We start from the raw sequence: 17,415 nt of genomic DNA, 5'->3' as shown, positions 1-17,415 counted from the left end.
TCATCAGTTTTCTCTCCTTCTTCATCTATCTGAACGGTTCCTCCTCCGAATTGCCACCATTTGCTGCCGTCTTCAAAAGTCAAGGTGATCTCTATCCAGTTCCACTCGCCCGAAGAACCTTAAACCTCAACATCATATTTCCAGTTAAGTAATTTCACTACATGCCCCCCATTTTATTTCCGATGAAATGGACCGATGAGCAGTCCAATGTAGAGCTTGCTCATCATGTGTTTTTAACTATCGTGTCCCGTTAGCTTAACCAATTTACGGATTCACCAAGACTCTAACATCGAAAGCTGAAAGAGACTTTAGACCAATTTTATTTAGATATGATAGACGCAATTCCAGATCATTAATCAACTCGCAATAATTATCTAATACTTGTTTGTCGAGGCAATTACGTAATTTCTGGACAACTAATAGTGATTCTGAGATCGGCATTCTTAACACATCTGAAAGGGAATTCCCCATAACCAAGCGTTCCTGTTCCAACAAGCTTTCGGTACAATTTGGACACTTTCCATGTCGGGAGAATAATTTTATTGCCCAAAGGTTTCCTTTACTAGTTGTTCCTGCAGCACGCATATGTTCCAAATCGAAAACGCACCCACGATAATATTTTTTATGTTCCCTTTTCTTGTAAACGTATGTTATAGGTTCCTTATCATATCCATAAAGTAAAATATCGGTAAATTGCTTATTTTGCTCAACAAGTGGGCTTTCAAAGTCAATCCCGATCATTTTAGCCAGTTCTCTAATCTTTACAACAGGTCCGCAGTTAGTACCCGCCCATAAAAGCACAGCTCCTTTTTTAAGCGAGAGCTCAGTTGCGACCATACGACTTGAATCAATATCACCAAGGACAGTACCTGTACCGTTACATGTAGTGCATATTGGAGTGCTTTCTCGTAAAGACCAAATGCCATTTTTCTCCGTAGCCTCACCAACATTCGCATACAATGACGAAAAATGTTCTAAGACTCCGGTAATTGTACCAACAAGAGACCCTGGTCTTTTGGCGTTAAACTTTTTATGGGAAAGTCCAAATTCCAATTAAAAACACCCCTTTGGCTGTTTGCTCAATACTCTTAAATTATACCGACCACTTGTTATTATGTAAATATTTACCTCTAAGCCATCCTGCCCGTTAGTTCAATTAGGGACTGAATAATTAAAGGCATTCAACAATACCATTGAACCTGATTAACTAAATGCTAAAAAAATCGGCGATAAAGTTCTCTCCGACGCTCTCCGCGGAGCTGAGCATAAGTTTGCGTGGTCGATGCTTTTTCACGCTGAGATCGTGAACCAACCGACAGCCCAAAGTATGTAAAACGATTGATGATCTTAAGCTACAATTGGGTTAGCCTCTTTATTTGAGGGAATTCGAAAGAACATTGAATACTTGGGTCACATTTCGACAAAATAACTATCTTTTTTATTGACAGAGTTCCAAATGATAGTAAGATAGTAAATAGTGGAAAAAAAATCTAGTTCTGGAGGCGTTTTTTTGAAGAGATTGTCGATTACTGCTATGATTTGCGTTTTATTATTCAGTATAGGTGTTATTCCTGTATCAGCAGCCAATAAAGGAGCTTATATTTTTGTAGATGGAGTCCCGCTCAAATCTAAATCAGTAAGCAAGAATGGAGTTTCCTTCGTTCCCTTCAGAGAATTATTTGGAAAATTGAAAATGGAAATCGGTTATGATGCAAAACTTAAACAAGTTACGGGCAAAAAGGATGATTTAAAGATTACATTTACGATTGGCAACAAAACAGCAGTTGTGAACGGCCAGAAGAAAGCATTGCAAGCAGAACCCTTTACGCAAAATGGCAACACTTACATCCCAATTCGAATCGTTGGGGAAGCAACAGGTAACTCCGTTTATTGGTCTGCAGAAGCAAATGTGATTCAAGTTAATAGTCCATCCTTTAAAGGGGCCTCTTACACGATCGACGGTATCCCGATATTTTTCAGTGCTGATGGAGTGATATCGTTTGGTCCCGCTGCAACCAACGCCCTGAATACCCAAAAAGAGTTAGCCGAGATCGATTCCATTACCAAGACAATTGCAAATTTCCCTGAATTCCGTGTTGTTGGTGCGCCACCAACAGAGAAGGAATCCAAACTACCAGGGTATAAAGGATATCCAGATTATTTTGACACCAATTATGTAGCTGCAGTAGAGAATAAAGAAGCCTTGCCGCCACTGATGAGCAAGGGATGGATTTCATTATCTATGCTGTCTGAAATCGAAGGCGTAAGCAAACTTGGCAATAGCAATGCCAACATCATTACGATAGGCAAATATGTCGGCTTCGAAATCGTCAGATTGGATATTAATTTGACAGCAGAATACAAAAAGGCGACGGATGGCGACTTTACTTTAAGTGACATTCGTGTTAAGAAATACAAAGGAACCATGTATCTTAACATTGAAGATTTAATAACAGCTGGACTCATAGAATCTAATTAACACTCAATTTTTTTTCGGTTAGGAGTCAAATCATTACTAAATTAATCGATTGAGCTGATTACGATTGATGTTTGTAAAAAACTAGGGCCACTTTGGGACCCTAGTTTTTTGTTTTTTAGCGGTTATCCATTTTCAATGAAAATCAACGAACGCAATTTAGCTGCTGAAGACCTTTTACGGAAAAAGCGCCAAGCAACAATTCCTTGAATTGGTCTTCGTCTCTTCCAAGAAGTCGAATACGGTCATCAGTGACGGATCTGACCTCATAAGAAGAGCCTTCTCAAGGAATTTTGCTAGACCCTACAGTAAAAAAATATTGGAAGCAATCATGCGGTGAGTAACGTCATAAAAGTAACGGGAAACTTTAGTTGAGTGATACGCGATGATGAGCAGGCGCTACAGCAGCCTACTCATTTCATTAAACTAATGCGCAGGATAGTTAAATAAAATGCCTTTTTTAACAGAAAAATATCTCTCTATGCAACTTAATGAAAAAAAGTTGATCGCAACCTTTAACAATTAGGAGCGTCAAACTATGTATAGACATCAATAGAAGAGGAGCTAGGAAGTGTAATGAGCAAGGTTATAAGTAAACTCTTATCAGGGCTATTGTTGGTTCTCGTCGTTTGTCTTAGCATGCCTGGACAGGCATCTATGGAGCAGGCTTCCTTGGAAGTAATCTTTCAGGACGATCAACTGGAGCGAGCTATCAAACAAATATTACAAAAGAATGAAAACGAAGCCGTTATGCAGAAAGATATGGAATCCTTAACTGTTGTTGATCTTTCAAATCGATCAATTAAAAGCCTGCTTGGCTTGCAATACGCTTCTAATTTGACGCACCTTGATTTATCTAATAATGAAATTAATGATATTGAACCGCTCAAATCATTGACTAAGATTCGGGGTCTCGATATTTCGAGGAATCAGATCGTTTCAATCGAGGCGTTATCCTCGATGACGGATATGGGTAGTTTGCATGCGAACTCGAACAAAATTGCGTCAATTGAGGTCGTTAAGTGTTTTCCTCGATTGCATACGTTCGAAGCGAATGATAATCTAATCTCGAGCATACAGGCCTTATCGACAGCTACACAAATAACATGGCTAGAAATGAACGGGAATCAGATTGCGAATATTGGGCCCTTAAGCAAATTGATCAAGCTAAAGAATTTGGATCTCACGAACAATCGGATCACGGACCTGAGTTCGCTTAAACCACTGTCCAAAAGCATCATGAATCTTAACATCGGGAGCAATCGGATTTCAGATATACGCGCACTTGAAGGAATGACTCTAATGAGATCTCTTTATGTGGAGAACAATCAAATCAAGGAGCTTGCCCCTTTAAAAAAACTGACGAACCTGAATACCTTGAATCTCACGTCTAATTTGGTTTACAATCTGGAGCCTTTGAAACCACTTTTGCAAATAAGAAACTTGTACCTATCTGATAACCGGGTATGGAACTTGGAGCCAATTAGAAACCATAAGTTCGATACCCATTATGATACAGGAGCGATAAGATATGGTTTGCAATTAAACGATAACTACTTGGATTTGGGGAATACAACCAAAACGTATCAGCTTCTTAATAAGCTTTCTGGGGAAGGATACCCTAGTAATCAGCTGAAAGCCCAACGATTAGTAATCGGCAGCACGACTGCTTACGTAGGGGAAAGTGCTTTTAAGCTCAGCACAGCCCCATTTATAACGTCGAGCCGCACTTATGTACCGATTCGATTTGTGTCTGAACGACTTGGTTCTGAAGTATCTTGGAACCAAAGCAAAAAAGAAGTAACGATCTACAAAAACAACACGACAATCCGCTGGGTCGTAAATGAGAAGAAAGCAGTCGTGAATGGACAAACGGTTTCCTTTGATACGCCATTGCTGTTGAAGAAAGGCAGTACGTTTGTACCCGTACGTTTTGTGTCTGAGCTGCTGGAATCGACCGTAGAATATATGGCGAATCCCAAAACTGTAATCATATTCGAGAAAAAATAACTCTGCATATTCCAGCTGTTCTTACCCGCATAAATTGCGGGTTTTTGTTTTCAATTAGACATGTTCTTGAGACATGCTAACGTGGCGTCCTTTTCTACGGAACTAACAAAAAGGAAATAATCAATCAAATTGTAGGTTTAGCGGATGTGTTACTCTGGCAAAAAAATACCATAATATTTTAACTAAAAAATCATTTCGACTTAAAAATTTCATTATATCATTCCTCAGCTGCACAATCTCATTGTTAGCATTATTCGCATAATCCGGCAACATCATATCCCTAACCATTTTAGTTCGTAGCCATGTCATAAAAAGATCCAAAAATAAGTTTGGAAATTTAAGCACCCTTTTAAGCATTGGTGGATCAATTGAAACGCCTGCTTTTTGTATTGCCCTTAGATACACTTTTAACGTGACTGATATTTTGCGTGCCGTCTTTCTGGTTCTGGCTGTTTTTTTGTCAATGATCTTATTCTCAAAATGCATAACGCTCAACATGGCAATGTCTGATACGGAATGCGTGATTAGATACGCTTGCATATCCTTTTTAATAACGTAGGGAAGCTTTGCTGTTTTATATAATTATGCAAGGTTTTCTATGCGTTCTGTCACTACACCATTAATTTCTCCAAATACAGTTGCCGCTATAATTTTTGGTAGAAATCGAGCATGCAATACTTCATCTATAATCTGTCTGCCGAAGCCGGGAAAAGCTGGTAAAAGTCTATCCCCTACGATATCCAGCCACGAAGAAAATCCAATTGATTTACTAGACATCGTAACTATATTTTTACTTTGATTATCTTTTAGCGCTAACAACGCTGATTCGGACCGATCATAACGAACGGTAACGAAAATAAAATCGTATATATCGTCATTTTCGAGCGTATCAATGACATTGACTTGTATCGACCTAACTGTACCTTTTTCTTTATATTGCAGGCCATTTTCTCTTAATGATTTAAATCTATTAGAATGTGCAAACAGGCTAACATCAAACCCTGCTTCAATAAGCTTAATTGCGTACATGCTCCCGATGACTGCACCAAAAATTAAAACTTTTTCTTGTTTTGCTGGCATGAAAGCCACTCCTACTTTACATTTACTTCTGATTATCAGACAACATATTGTATGATGTGATAATAAATTTTTATTATTTCTTGATCTACCATCAATTTTTTATTATTTGTCGGATGATATTCTTATTTGCTAGTAGGAGGAAACAACTTCCCTTTCTTTATTCCGTCTTTGGCTCCAGCGTCAAAAGAATTTATCGTCAGAACAATTTTTCAAGTTAGTGGAGAACCTATATTCAAGAGGGATTACGCTCTATTTTAAAGAATGAGTCTTTCATTCAAACCGAATCCATATGTTGTATAACAATAAAAAAACGCGCATAAGCTTGTTTACACAATATACTCCATAAAGACAAAACCACTCCTGACACGATGGGAGTGGTTTCTTAAATTGAACTCTCTTTTTGAACTAGCCTTTTCCGTTTCCTGCCACTGTAATTATCCCCACTCTTTTTATTTGCTTTTCTGAGCTTTTCCACGATTTTATCTTTTCGCTTAGCTCACAACAAGTCATCTAAATAATCCTTTTGATACAACACTTTTGGCGAATGCACAGGCGAGCTGCCTTTCTTAGACATAAAATAATCCATTATGATAAATTTCAGGAGGTCTTAGTAATTAGCATGAAGAAGAAATCTAAAAAACTAAAACCTAAGCGATTAAAAGGCCACCAAATTGTAAGTACATTTAATGAGCTTGATCTTCTCGAACCTCGTCCAAATAAGGAACTAAAGTCTTTACTCCACCAGATCTATAATTACTTACCATCTGGATCCTCCAAATGATTTCTATTCCAATTGGGTTGTCTGGGATTAAAACTATCCCAGCATCCCGTTTAGAAAGAACTGCATTCCTTTTACTCGAAAAAAACCTTTGAAATTCATGATCTTCATCTTCATCCTATTTTTTGTTCTTATGGCCATACCTACCACCCACTGATCTATCTCAATGGCTAGCTGATAGCTTGCCGCTAATTTTGGTTATCCTTATCCTTATTTTTACTTATAAATGGTTTCGTTTCTCAAATCTATCCAATCTTCTGATGCATTAGGTATTCCAGCTTATTTGATGCACCATATGGATTGTTCATTTCTTGCTGTTTTAAATGCTCCCCAACTGGGACAAGCGTATTTTAATTTGTAAATGTCTCCATAGCCTCATTGGAATCCTCTTCTTTATATGCGCTCATTGATTTTGATCAACAATTTCTTTAAGATTTGCTTCTCCTCGTTAGTAAGGGCTTGAATGATTTCATCCTCCACTTTTTGGAATGACTCATTAAAGCCTTCAATCAACTCAATCCCTTTTGGCAATACATATATATTTTTTTGCCGTTCATTATTGGCCGGGATTTTGCGCTCAATGAACCCTTTTTGCTCTAGACCTTGAAGCATGCTTGTAATACTGGCCCCTCGCACATGAAACCGATCTGCTAGGTCTTTTTGAATAATATGATTATCTTGGTTCTCGTAAATATAGTCGATTACTTTTCCTTGTTGAGCGTTTAACCCTAGTTCCTTTATACTCTCGTCCGCTCTTTTCTTTAATTTAAGACCGATAATCTGAAACAAATCCAAATAAGGCGTATCCTTTCGGGATTGCATGATCGTCCCTCCTGAAATTGTTAGAAAGCTAATTGTAAGCAATTAAACTATACAGTGATCCTATACGCATGTCAAAATACTTAGTTTGTTGACAGTTAGAATTCTAACAGTTATACTTCGAATTGTTATTGACAAACACATTGGAGGAATTTCAAATGGAGAAAATAACTCAAAATGCTGCGTTAGAACAAGTTACGGCGATTACAAATGTACGTATTTTTGATGGAGAACAAATTATTTCGTCAAGACATGTTGTCATCAAAGGGGAGTCCATTATTGCAGTGGGCGGAGACCTTCCGGCCGATGCGACGATTATCGATGGGGAAAATGCGACTTTAATGCCCGGTCTGATTGATGCACATGTCCACACCTCAATCGGCGGATTACGAGATGCCTTAAAATTCGGCGTTACGACAGAACTCGAAATGAACGGCGATTTTACGAAAAGAGGACGCGAGATCCAGTTAAAAAATGTGGATGATATTGCAGACGTCCGTTCTGCCGGCACAGCAATCACTGCTCCGGGCGGACACCCAGATGAATTGCTGCCGGATGGGGATGAAATACCGGAATTCGTGTTAAAGGAGCTAGAGAAGTTATCGGAGGAAGACCGGGAAGCGATGTTAGCCGCATACGCTCACGATCACGATGAAATACCGCAAGTGACGACGACGGAAGAAGCGATTAAACATGTGCATACTCAAGTGGAGAATGGTGCCGACTATATTAAAATCATGATTGAAGAAGGGACGGTCATGGGTGCACCCGGCCTGCCTGTTCTAAGCGACGAGATTCTAAAAACAGCCGTGACAGAAGCCCACAAGTTCGATAAGCTGGTCATCGCCCACGTCTTGACGGCTCTTTCATCGCAAGCAGCCATCGATTTTGGAGTCGACGGTTTGGGCCACTTGTTTATCGACAGACCCGAGTACACGTCCGAGTTGGTGAAATCCATAGCGGATTCAGGCGCTTTTGTTACACCGTGCTTGGTGTTGAACTCATCGATTGTTGGGAAACCGGCATCGGAATTGGCGAATGATCCGCGTGTTCATTCCAAATTAAGTCCGGATTGGATCGGTATTTTGAACTCAAGCTTCAATACGTTCCCGCAAGGCAATATGGAGAACAGCTTTAAGAATGTGATGGATCTTCACCGTGCCGGAGTTGATATTCTGGTAGGGACGGATGTTGCGCCGGTTCCCGTTCCGAACCTTGGCGGCCTTGCTCACGGAGCAAGCGTCCACCACGAAATGCAGCTGCTGGTGAAGGCCGGGTTCACTCCGATTGAAGCTCTTCAGTCGGCTACTACCAAACCGGCCCGTTGCTTTGGTCTTCACGATCGCGGCCGTATTACCGAAGGTGCGCGCGCTGATCTTATTCTCGTAAACGGTGATCCGACAACCAATATCTCGGATACCTTGTCGATCACATCCGTGTGGTTCAATGGTTCGCAGCAACTAGGTTAATCGGGTTCGATCTCCCTATACAATGTCGTCAATGCGAATGATGAGCGAACCGGAGATGATGATGCCGTTGCTGATCGTAAAATCGTCAAGAAGAGAGACTGCAGACTAGTCCCTCTTCGACTTTAAACTATTAATCCAAATCCTCCTGTCAGGAACGACAGCCAGATCAACGTTCCTCCAAATAACTGCCCCGCGAGATGCTAACCGCTTTAATGTCCATCTGAGCGTCGGTATAGCCATTCGTTTCATTGGATTGGTATCTGTTACAATCAGGGCTTTACACGAGTATTCGCGACTGTCTAAATACTTTTTCAACCATACTTTACACTCCGAGGTGAAGTAAACTTCTCTTTGCTTTGCCCCTTTTCCATTTACAATGGCCGAGCAGTTTTCCCAGTTCAAGTCCTCAATGTTTAACTTCTCCACCTCACCTATACGACAACCCGTACAATATAGAAATTCAAGAAGAGCTCTTTCCCGTAAAAGCGGATACGGTGCCCTAGACTGCTTGGCTTTAAACGATCTGATTGCTTTGCTAAGTATTCCTTCAGGAGATTTAGAGTTACCCTCGAAATATCTATATCCCCGAGATCCGTAATCAACATCTTGAGTTGCAAAGCATAAGCACGCAATGTATTTGGGCTAAATCCTTGAATTCGTTTATCCGCCTCATAATGATTCCAAAGTTCACTTAAGATCACAATAAAACCTCCTATAAGAGCAATTAATTCTAGTTTGCTTCGAATAAAAGGTTTTACACTGGGGCTATTTAACTATGGTCTCGGGGTCTCCTTTCTACCCCGCTCGGTAATTGAGAGAGAGCCATGGTTCAATATCACTTGCGATCACAAGAAATCGCCAATAAGTCCCTTAGAACACCGACTCTATTCATACGTCGAAAAGATACTTATACAACTGCTGCTATGACCGAATTTATCCGGGTTTTAAAAGACAGGTTCAACTTTTTTTAACCTTTATGAAAATAATCATATTAAGTCGCGCTATGTACTCTGACAGCTTCTAATCAACAAAAAAAAGCCCAGCAGCGGAATGCTGCTGGCCTAGATCGTGTACTCATGGTTTTTCAAAATCCTGCTTAAAGATTGTCTCTTTCGTTGTTCCTTAGGATGGTTGAATATATCCTTCGCTGACCCTTCCTTCAACGACTAAACCTACCAATTCCGGGTCCCATGCAGAGGTAGGTTCATCAAATAATATTAGCTTAATAAAAAGAGCAAGCCACCGCAGCGACTGCTCATGATCAGAACATCTATAACTGATACATACTTCTCTTTTATGAAAGCATAGGCCTTAAATTTCCTCTTGATAAACTTTTAATTCAAGGAGAAAATTACTGCTAATTGGAATTAAAAATTCCTTAATGATTCAACTATTGAAAAAAAATCAAGATTATCATCCGTATCATATGACCAAATTGACTTTTTCAATGTCCTTACTTCATCAACAGGAGGAAATCTAATACTATCGATCTTCTTTAGCTCAAACAAGCAGGGGGCTGTGTCAGCCGAAAATAAAGTATTAGACTTGATGTCTATATTCCACGCGGCTTTTCGAATTGTCATACCACCAGACTCCATATTATAAGTTTTAGACTAACCCTAGAAATTGAAACAGCGACAGCCAAGGACGAGTAAATAAAGTCCTGGACTGTCGCTCTTTTATCGAACTAAAGATCTACGTTATTATAACAATGCATCATCTCTGCAGTTTCCGAAGGAGTTAATGCACAATGAGGACTGGGCAACTTGATAGCTGTGAAACCTTGTGGCTGACATTAACCAAGGTAACTTGAGTTTGTTTGTTTCAGGTTATTCAACGATTGCATCGAGGAGTTTGTTCGTTATTTCAGTTTTATCAATTGCCACAATAATTTTGTCAAACCTATTCATCATCCTTTCTGTGGCAGTTCGTAACTATTTCGGCTACCTACAAAACGGTTTCTTCCTGCTCCTATACCGACTAAAAAGAGTAAGACCGAAGCGCCAAGCAGAATGAAAAGTGGTAAATTCCAACTATTTGTCAAATCATGCAGAAATCCTATAAGGGCAGGACCGATTGCGGCAAGAAGATATCCGATCGATTGCGCCATGCCAGACAGTTCCGCTGCTTGATGCGCATTTTCAGTACGTAAACCGAAAAACATCATGGACAAACTAAAGGCGCAGCCTCCACCAATTCCAAGTATTATTATCCATAACAGAATTATATTGGAGCTACCGTATAGAAGTCCGAGCGTTCCCGTCATAAGCAAAATGGTTATGATGACCACTAACAAACGTTGGCTAAACATACGCCCAGCAATAACGGGCACAATAAAAGTAAATGGAAGCAGAGCTAACTGCATTATCGAGAGGTACCATCCTGATTGGTTTGAGTCAATTCCTTGCTGCTTTAAAATTTCAGGCAACCATGCGATCAACACATAGAAAACCATGGACTGTATACCCATAAACAAGGTTACTTGCCAGGCAAGAGGGGATTTCCAAACATTCACATCCTTGCTGGCTATCTGTTGACTCATCGTGGTTGTTTGCTTCGCTTGATTTCTTAATTGGGGTAGCCAACAGAGAATCGATACAAAGCTTAGAATCCCCCATATTCCCAATGCTCCCTGCCATTTTAGACCTGCGTTCACGGCTAGCGGTACACTGATTCCCGATGCGATTGCTCCAAATAAACACATTGAAATGGAGTAAATACCTGTCATGGAGCCAATTTTATTTGGGAAATCCCTTTTGATTAAACTTGGCAATAATACATTACATATGGCAATTGCGAATCCAAGAATTGCTGTCCCAATATACAGATTAGCTGCGCCAGATAAAGAACGTATTACAATGCCAACAGTCAGAAAGATTAGGGCAATCAAAATGATACGTTCATCACCATACCTTCGTCCTAATTTTGGTACTAGTGGCGATAATAAAGCAAAGGCAAGCAAAGGTACCGTTGTTATTAGGCCGGCTAATGTATTTGAAATACGAACGTCATCCCTTATGAAACTCACTAGAGGACCGACTGAGGTTAAAGGCGCACGTAAATTAGCTGCAATAACAATAAGGCCGAGAATTATCAGTCCTATAGAAGATGGTACGGCTTTTTTATTTTGTTTGTTCGACATTCTTCATTTCTCCTTCCTGAATTTATACGTATAATTTATTTCCTGATGATTGAAAAACTATGAATTAACATCCGCGCGAATATTAAAAGTATAGTATAGTATATTATTTTTAACAAGTGGTATTGTATAATATATATTATCATCTGAAAACAAAAATACAACTCTGAATTCCCGTCATGGAATTCGGAGTTGTATTAAATAAGTGGGATTTCTGACTTTTAGAAATCATACTTTAAGGATATATGGAGCACTGTTTCGCTATTCGAATGATTGGTATAAGAGTGAGGACAATCTGCACGAAAACTGATCGTATCATATTGATTCAATGTGTAAACCTCTCCATTGACTTGAATTTCAATGGAACCAGTCATTACTGTCGCAATTTCAGTTGTATTCGCATGATGACCTTCAGGGTGATACGAGCTATTCGGCTGTAAGTAAGCCCGACACATTTCAATATCGTTGCTTGCGTTTTTAAAGACTGGTTCAATGATCCAATTTTTTTGATCATTAGAAAACCGCAGCCCTTCGCCTGCTCGATACAAACTAACAGGGTCTTCTGATTTCAACAAAGCCAATAACGGTAAAGACATGCCTTTCGAAATTTTCCATATAATCGCCAAAGTTGGATTTGTATCGCCACGTTCGATATTCCCCAGAGTAAGTTTGCTTACACCCGTTAATTCCGCTAATTCGTCTAAGCTCATGTTTTTTTCTTTTCTGTACTTTTTCAAGGCACCGCCGATTTGTAACACAAGCTGTTTTGATTCATCGATTTCATCCATTTGATATTCACCTCAACAAAAAACAATTATAGCTAGTATACTGTTTATCTAGACTCTTTTCCATACAATTAGTATTGGATGGTGGACTATTTTCCTATGCAAAATACTGACGTCTATGTAACTATTCTGCCGATAGCTTAATAACATCAGCAGACAAAAGTAAAAAACCTCCCCGCAGCATCCTGCAGAGAGGTTCCCTCTAATAAAATATCTTTTCATCCCGCTTATCCTTAAGTATTTCCACCGCTTCCCGGAACCGCAAAGAGTGTATAATCTCCCGCTCCCGCAAATACTTCAAGCTATCCTGCAGATCCACATCGTCTGTTAGATCAATCAGCCACTGATACGTCGCCCTAGCCTTCTCCTCCGCCGCTATATCCTCATATAGATCCGCAATTGGATCGCCTTTGGCTTGAATATAGGCGGCCGTAAACGGTACGCCTCCTGCATTCTCATAGAATAAGGCGCTGTCATGAGCCACATAATGAGCACCTAGGCCTGCAGCCTTAAGCTGCTCTGGCGTTGCATCTTTTGTCAGCTTGTAAATCATGGTCGCGATCATCTCAAGGTGTGCAAATTCGTTGGTACATGGTAATTAACAGTGATGATTTTCCTAGACACAGCAAAGCTTTTCGATTTTGAATATTTCGGTATTAATGCCTTTTGACTATGAAGTGGCTACTCGACAACCAAAATCTCGTCTCACGCTGCTCTCAACGTAATACCAAGATCGTTCAATTATCATTCCCAAGCTCAACGAGGCTGCTTATTACCAAGAAGAGCTGCCTGCATAACAAAAAAAATTCAGGCCAGTCTAGATGCATCTAATCATACTGTGCCACCTTAAAAAAGGTCGAATTCTCCTTACTTAAGAAATTTGCTGAATGAAAAGCAATACTCCCATAATTATTCATTTACCACTCACCTTTCGTCAATTTTTCTTTTCATCACTATTCATTTGTCACATTATCAGGTAAGTGGAACGATTAATTGACACGATCGCACAGCCTTTGAATGTATTCTTGGAGGTCAGGTAAGTTGAACTTCCCTTGATAGGCACGAATTTCATCTAGGATCTTCATTTGAGCTTCCACGCTTCCTTTGGTGCGAGGACGCCCTGCGATACAAGGTTTAACGTGAAACCCAAAGTCTGCTGCAAACACAGTGAATATGGAAAATACTATCTTAGAACGGGTCGATACCACACGTAATCCTGTTCCATTTTGATAACGGAGGAACTGATATTTTACAACTGTTACGTGAATTTGATCGTACTTTTCATAGTCTAGAAACGCATTTAATTTCATTTCTACAAATGATTCATAGCCAATTCCAGGCGGTACGGAAAACCTCTGTCAGTCCTGTTTTGTAACTAGAGCTTGGACTAGAGTAAAATGATTCATAGGGAAGACCTCTTTTTTGTGAATGGTGTTGAGGTGAATGCATTCTACAAGTTAAGGTCTTCCTTTATGCTATTTATCTATTTACACAAGATATTTTACTCTCTCGATTACTTGAGTGTTTCAACTAATAATATTGCTTCATTAATATTATCGTAAATTTCTTTTAGAGATTTTGTTCGCTTGCAAAATATAGGATTCAACCAATCATCTATTTTCACTATAATTAATTTAAAACTTCCCTCCTGCATATTAAATTCTGGATACCATCCTAAATCCAACACATAATCATTATCATATCTGACTTGTATTATATCCTCTTTAAATGACCAAGTTTGCTCATCTAAAGGAATATTATCATTAAAATCAAAATCATTAAGAATTACTTGACCTGACTTGAAATTAATTTTTTCAAACATACATAACCTCCACTGAATTTAAGAAGATTTTTATATTCTTGCTCCGTGATAGGATGACCATGAATTGTATTACCATCTGTCAGTTCTACCCTCATATACTTAGTATCTTTTCCAAGCGTTGCACCTATTACCTCATCAAACTTCATTACCTTCCAAGTTTTACCATTAGTTACATCGGTACCGTATTCCCAAGCATAGCGTTCTAAAGACTCAATATTAACTCCACTCTTATACATGGCAGGGCCATTTTTTGTTGTTGCTCTAACATCACTCCACGTCATTTTCTTATATCCCTTAATGCTTCTAAGATCGTGCTTTAAATAATTTTTCCATACTATAGATGAGCTAACTTCCGCAGAGATTAATTTACCTTCCCTCATTACATTTACAAATAATTGTCCGCCCTTTTTAAACACACCGCCATTAGGGATGAAACCAATTACAATAGCGGCTTTAATTATTATAGGAGCATTTGGATCGTTCAAAGTCTGTATGTCTTTATACAACATATAGTTTGCATAAACTACATTTACGCCTGGAGTTATTGTTAAATAAGTTTGAGTGGCAGCCTCCCAAGCATAAGTCAACCACTTAGGAATATTACCAGAAGGATCAGTATACATTAAAGGATTGTTATAAACATACGTATAAAGATTTAAACTCAGTGGATTATTAATCTCCCCTTCATACGTATCCTTAGTAATGAACCTCCCAATACTAGGATCATAATATCTTGCACGAAGATAATATAATCCACTTTCCTCATCATATACTTCACCGGTGTATTTGAAAGGATTGGATATCTTTTCTTCAAACTGAGATAACAGATTGCCCCATATATCATATTCATAGACATTAAGGATAGCTCCGGTCGCATCTGTTATTTTAACTACATCTCCATGACTATTATAACTGTAATACCCTGCTTTATTTGTGGTGGAATCTTGCCGATAAAGAAGTTCATTACCCCAGATATTTCGAGCTTTTGTATTGCCAGTCTTATCGAGTTCCTCAATGATATGACCATTTAAATAAACATATCTGGTGTACACTTGATTTACTTCTTTACTCGCACGTAGCCCATCCCCATAATATGTGTAGGTAGCCTGTATTCCCTCCGATGAGGAGTAAGTTTTCAACGTATTATCCGCATTATACGTGTACTCCTCCAGATCAATACCAACAGAAAGCGGATCCCCTTCTACTGTCTGGCGATTGCCTTTCGCATCATAGGTATATTTTTTAGTTCCTTTCGCTGTTACCTCCACTTCAATCCGATTTAACCCATCGTACTTAAAGGTTTGAATTTCACTGCTTCCATTTCGGTTAATTGTATTTATATTACTAAAGGAATCATACCCCAATGTTTCAATCCACTTTAGCTCCTGCCGGTTAGATTTTTGCTCATAAGAAGATATTTCGCCAAATGCATTTATAATTCGTTCCTGCACAATACCATTTGGGTAGGTTAAGGCCGTTTTATTTTGATTTACGTTCGTCGTATAGTCATAACTTACTGTATTCATGCCTGGATAGACAACCGTCTTTAATCGGTTTAATGGATCATAGGTGTAAATAACTTTCTTTTGATCTGGATAAGTAATGGTTTCTAGTCTGTCTTTGTTGTCATACTCCATTGTATATAAACGATTAGCAACCTTTTGTCCGTTCAATCGATTCCATGAATCATATTGATAATCTATTTTTTGATTATCACTTGTGTTCAAAGAAGTAACCAATCGGCTTACTGGATCAAAAGTCGTTTCCTTCCAAAACACTTCATTCCCTGCAGCATTTTTTGTGGAGATTCGTCTCAATTCATCATACGGTGTGTATGAATATTCATGACTCTGCGCTTTATTATCAATATAGACACTCAACAAACCTGTATTTTGGTATTGATACGTCTCTTTTAATTGTGCTGCATCAGTTTTTGAAAGTAACCAACCGACTTCGTTATACTTACTTTGTTTCTGAACTTCTCCATTGATTGAAGTTGAAATAACCTGACCTAAATGATTGTAAACATAGCTATTCACGATACCCGTATTATCTTTTAAGTAAATCAGATTTCCTTGTCCATCGTATTTATATTGCGTCGTTTGGCTTATGTCATCATTACCACTGACTACCATTTTAGAAACTTGACCAAGAGTGGTGTATTCATATTGAGTCGTTCTAACTTTAGAACCGCTTTTTTCTACTACTTTTAATGTCCTTCCCAACCGATCTTGATAACTCCATGTCTCTTTACCATCAGGAGAAATCACTTTCGTTGTCGTTTGTAGATAAGTAGCTGTTCCATTCGTTTTGTATGCTGCATTTGAGATCGCAGTAATCGTCTTTTGTCCGATTGGATTTGTAACTTCCTTCGGCGTTCCAAAGATGCTATAGCTAATACTTGTTTTTTGAGCGACATCGTCAAAAGGTAGCGTAGCCTTGACTAATAGCCCACTCGCATCCAATTCATTTCTAACCATAACCCGTTCGCCTAATCCCACTTGACGAAGCTGTTTTTCTGTTTCACCATATGGGGTAACATGTGTAATTAACTTTTCACCATCTGGCAGGGTTTTGGTCATTTTACGAATAGTATCTTCGTATAAATACGTTGTCTTTCGTTCGGGACCCGTATTGCTTGGTGGTGGTGTAAACGCCTCCGATGTCAATCGATCCTTACTATCATAAGTATATTTCACGAAGCTATTGTCAGGATAAGTCTGCTTGCTAATTCTTTTCCACAAATCATACTCATATTTTATTGTTAACGATTGTGGTATTGCATTCTCGAATAACTTCACATTTGTCGTTTCTTCCGTAATTTTCAATCCTTTAGCATCATATACCAATTGCAAAGTCGTATTCGTTGGTTGCATGGTATATTGCTGTCCGCTCGTAGTAGTGTTAGACATCGTTGGTTGTTTATATTGGTTAAACTGTGAGTAATTCGTGATCACACTATCCGATTTCGTTGTTCCATCTATCGGATCGCGATAATTACTTTTACTGATCATTTGAATCAATAAATCTTCAGCAT

12 protein-coding genes and 2 pseudogenes are annotated in these 17,415 nt (G+C 38.9%); 3 read left to right on the top strand and 11 right to left on the bottom strand.

The window, feature by feature from the left end:
* Window positions 1-264 precede the first annotated feature (264 nt).
* On the bottom strand, window positions 265-1,053 hold the full coding sequence (locus tag AC0VYE_RS12405) for a hypothetical protein (protein ID WP_475448286.1): 789 nt from the start codon (window positions 1,051-1,053) through the stop codon (window positions 265-267).
* 424 nt (window positions 1,054-1,477) lie between these two features.
* Between AC0VYE_RS12405 and AC0VYE_RS12400 the strand changes: the two genes are divergently transcribed.
* Together AC0VYE_RS12400 and AC0VYE_RS12395 are read left to right on the top strand one after the other, a co-directional pair.
* On the top strand, window positions 1,478-2,479 hold the full coding sequence (locus AC0VYE_RS12400) for a copper amine oxidase N-terminal domain-containing protein (protein WP_475448284.1): 1,002 nt from the start codon (window positions 1,478-1,480) through the stop codon (window positions 2,477-2,479).
* A gap of 573 nt (window positions 2,480-3,052) precedes the next feature.
* Window positions 3,053-4,486 (top strand): stalk domain-containing protein, encoded by a 1,434-nt coding sequence (locus AC0VYE_RS12395; RefSeq protein WP_475448282.1) that lies wholly within the window; start codon window positions 3,053-3,055, stop codon window positions 4,484-4,486.
* 582 nt (window positions 4,487-5,068) lie between these two features.
* Here AC0VYE_RS12395 and AC0VYE_RS12390 read toward each other — a convergent pair.
* Both AC0VYE_RS12390 and AC0VYE_RS12385 read right to left on the bottom strand, forming a co-directional pair.
* Entirely contained in the window at window positions 5,069-5,566 is a 498-nt protein-coding gene (locus tag AC0VYE_RS12390) for a ketopantoate reductase family protein (RefSeq protein ID WP_475448280.1), read from the bottom strand.
* 1,171 nt (window positions 5,567-6,737) lie between these two features.
* Entirely contained in the window at window positions 6,738-7,166 is a 429-nt protein-coding gene (locus tag AC0VYE_RS12385) for a MarR family winged helix-turn-helix transcriptional regulator (RefSeq protein ID WP_475448278.1), read from the bottom strand.
* Window positions 7,167-7,321: 155 nt separating this feature from the next.
* On the opposite strand from AC0VYE_RS12385, the gene AC0VYE_RS12380 reads away from it, so the two are divergent.
* On the top strand, window positions 7,322-8,632 hold the full coding sequence (locus AC0VYE_RS12380) for an amidohydrolase family protein (protein ID WP_475448277.1): 1,311 nt from the start codon (window positions 7,322-7,324) through the stop codon (window positions 8,630-8,632).
* Between the two features lie 105 nt (window positions 8,633-8,737).
* Here the strand turns inward: AC0VYE_RS12380 and AC0VYE_RS12375 are convergent, their stop codons facing one another.
* The 8 genes and pseudogenes from AC0VYE_RS12375 to AC0VYE_RS12340 all read right to left on the bottom strand — a co-directional run bounded on the left by AC0VYE_RS12375 (window position 8,738) and on the right by AC0VYE_RS12340 (window position 17,392).
* Window positions 8,738-9,058: a hypothetical protein gene (locus AC0VYE_RS12375; RefSeq protein WP_475448275.1), complete on the bottom strand. Its 321-nt coding sequence runs from the start codon at window positions 9,056-9,058 to the stop codon at window positions 8,738-8,740.
* A 5-nt stretch (window positions 9,059-9,063) separates the two neighbouring features.
* Complete coding sequence (locus AC0VYE_RS12370; protein WP_475448273.1) at window positions 9,064-9,333, bottom strand: site-specific integrase; 270 nt, start codon at window positions 9,331-9,333, stop codon at window positions 9,064-9,066.
* A gap of 1,208 nt (window positions 9,334-10,541) precedes the next feature.
* Window positions 10,542-11,774 (bottom strand): CynX/NimT family MFS transporter, encoded by a 1,233-nt coding sequence (locus tag AC0VYE_RS12365; protein ID WP_475448271.1) that lies wholly within the window; start codon window positions 11,772-11,774, stop codon window positions 10,542-10,544.
* A gap of 218 nt (window positions 11,775-11,992) precedes the next feature.
* Entirely contained in the window at window positions 11,993-12,559 is a 567-nt protein-coding gene (locus AC0VYE_RS12360) for a helix-turn-helix domain-containing protein (RefSeq protein ID WP_076271192.1), read from the bottom strand.
* Window positions 12,560-12,758: 199 nt separating this feature from the next.
* A pseudogene (locus tag AC0VYE_RS12355) lies at window positions 12,759-13,145 on the bottom strand (manganese catalase family protein); the annotation flags it as partial.
* A gap of 403 nt (window positions 13,146-13,548) precedes the next feature.
* A pseudogene (locus AC0VYE_RS12350) lies at window positions 13,549-13,728 on the bottom strand (IS21 family transposase); the annotation flags it as partial.
* 341 nt (window positions 13,729-14,069) lie between these two features.
* Window positions 14,070-14,378, bottom strand: coding sequence for a hypothetical protein (locus AC0VYE_RS12345; RefSeq protein ID WP_475448269.1), 309 nt, complete (start codon window positions 14,376-14,378; stop codon window positions 14,070-14,072).
* Entirely contained in the window at window positions 14,342-17,392 is a 3,051-nt protein-coding gene (locus AC0VYE_RS12340; protein ID WP_475448267.1) for an RHS repeat domain-containing protein, read from the bottom strand. The genes AC0VYE_RS12345 and AC0VYE_RS12340 overlap by 37 nt, the downstream gene beginning before the upstream one ends.
* Between the last annotated feature and the right edge of the window lie 23 nt (window positions 17,393-17,415).

Source organism: Pristimantibacillus sp. Z349TD_6, from assembly GCF_056173205.1.
Note: the sequence above shows the minus strand (reverse complement) of the source record. Positions and strands in the feature narration are given on the sequence as shown.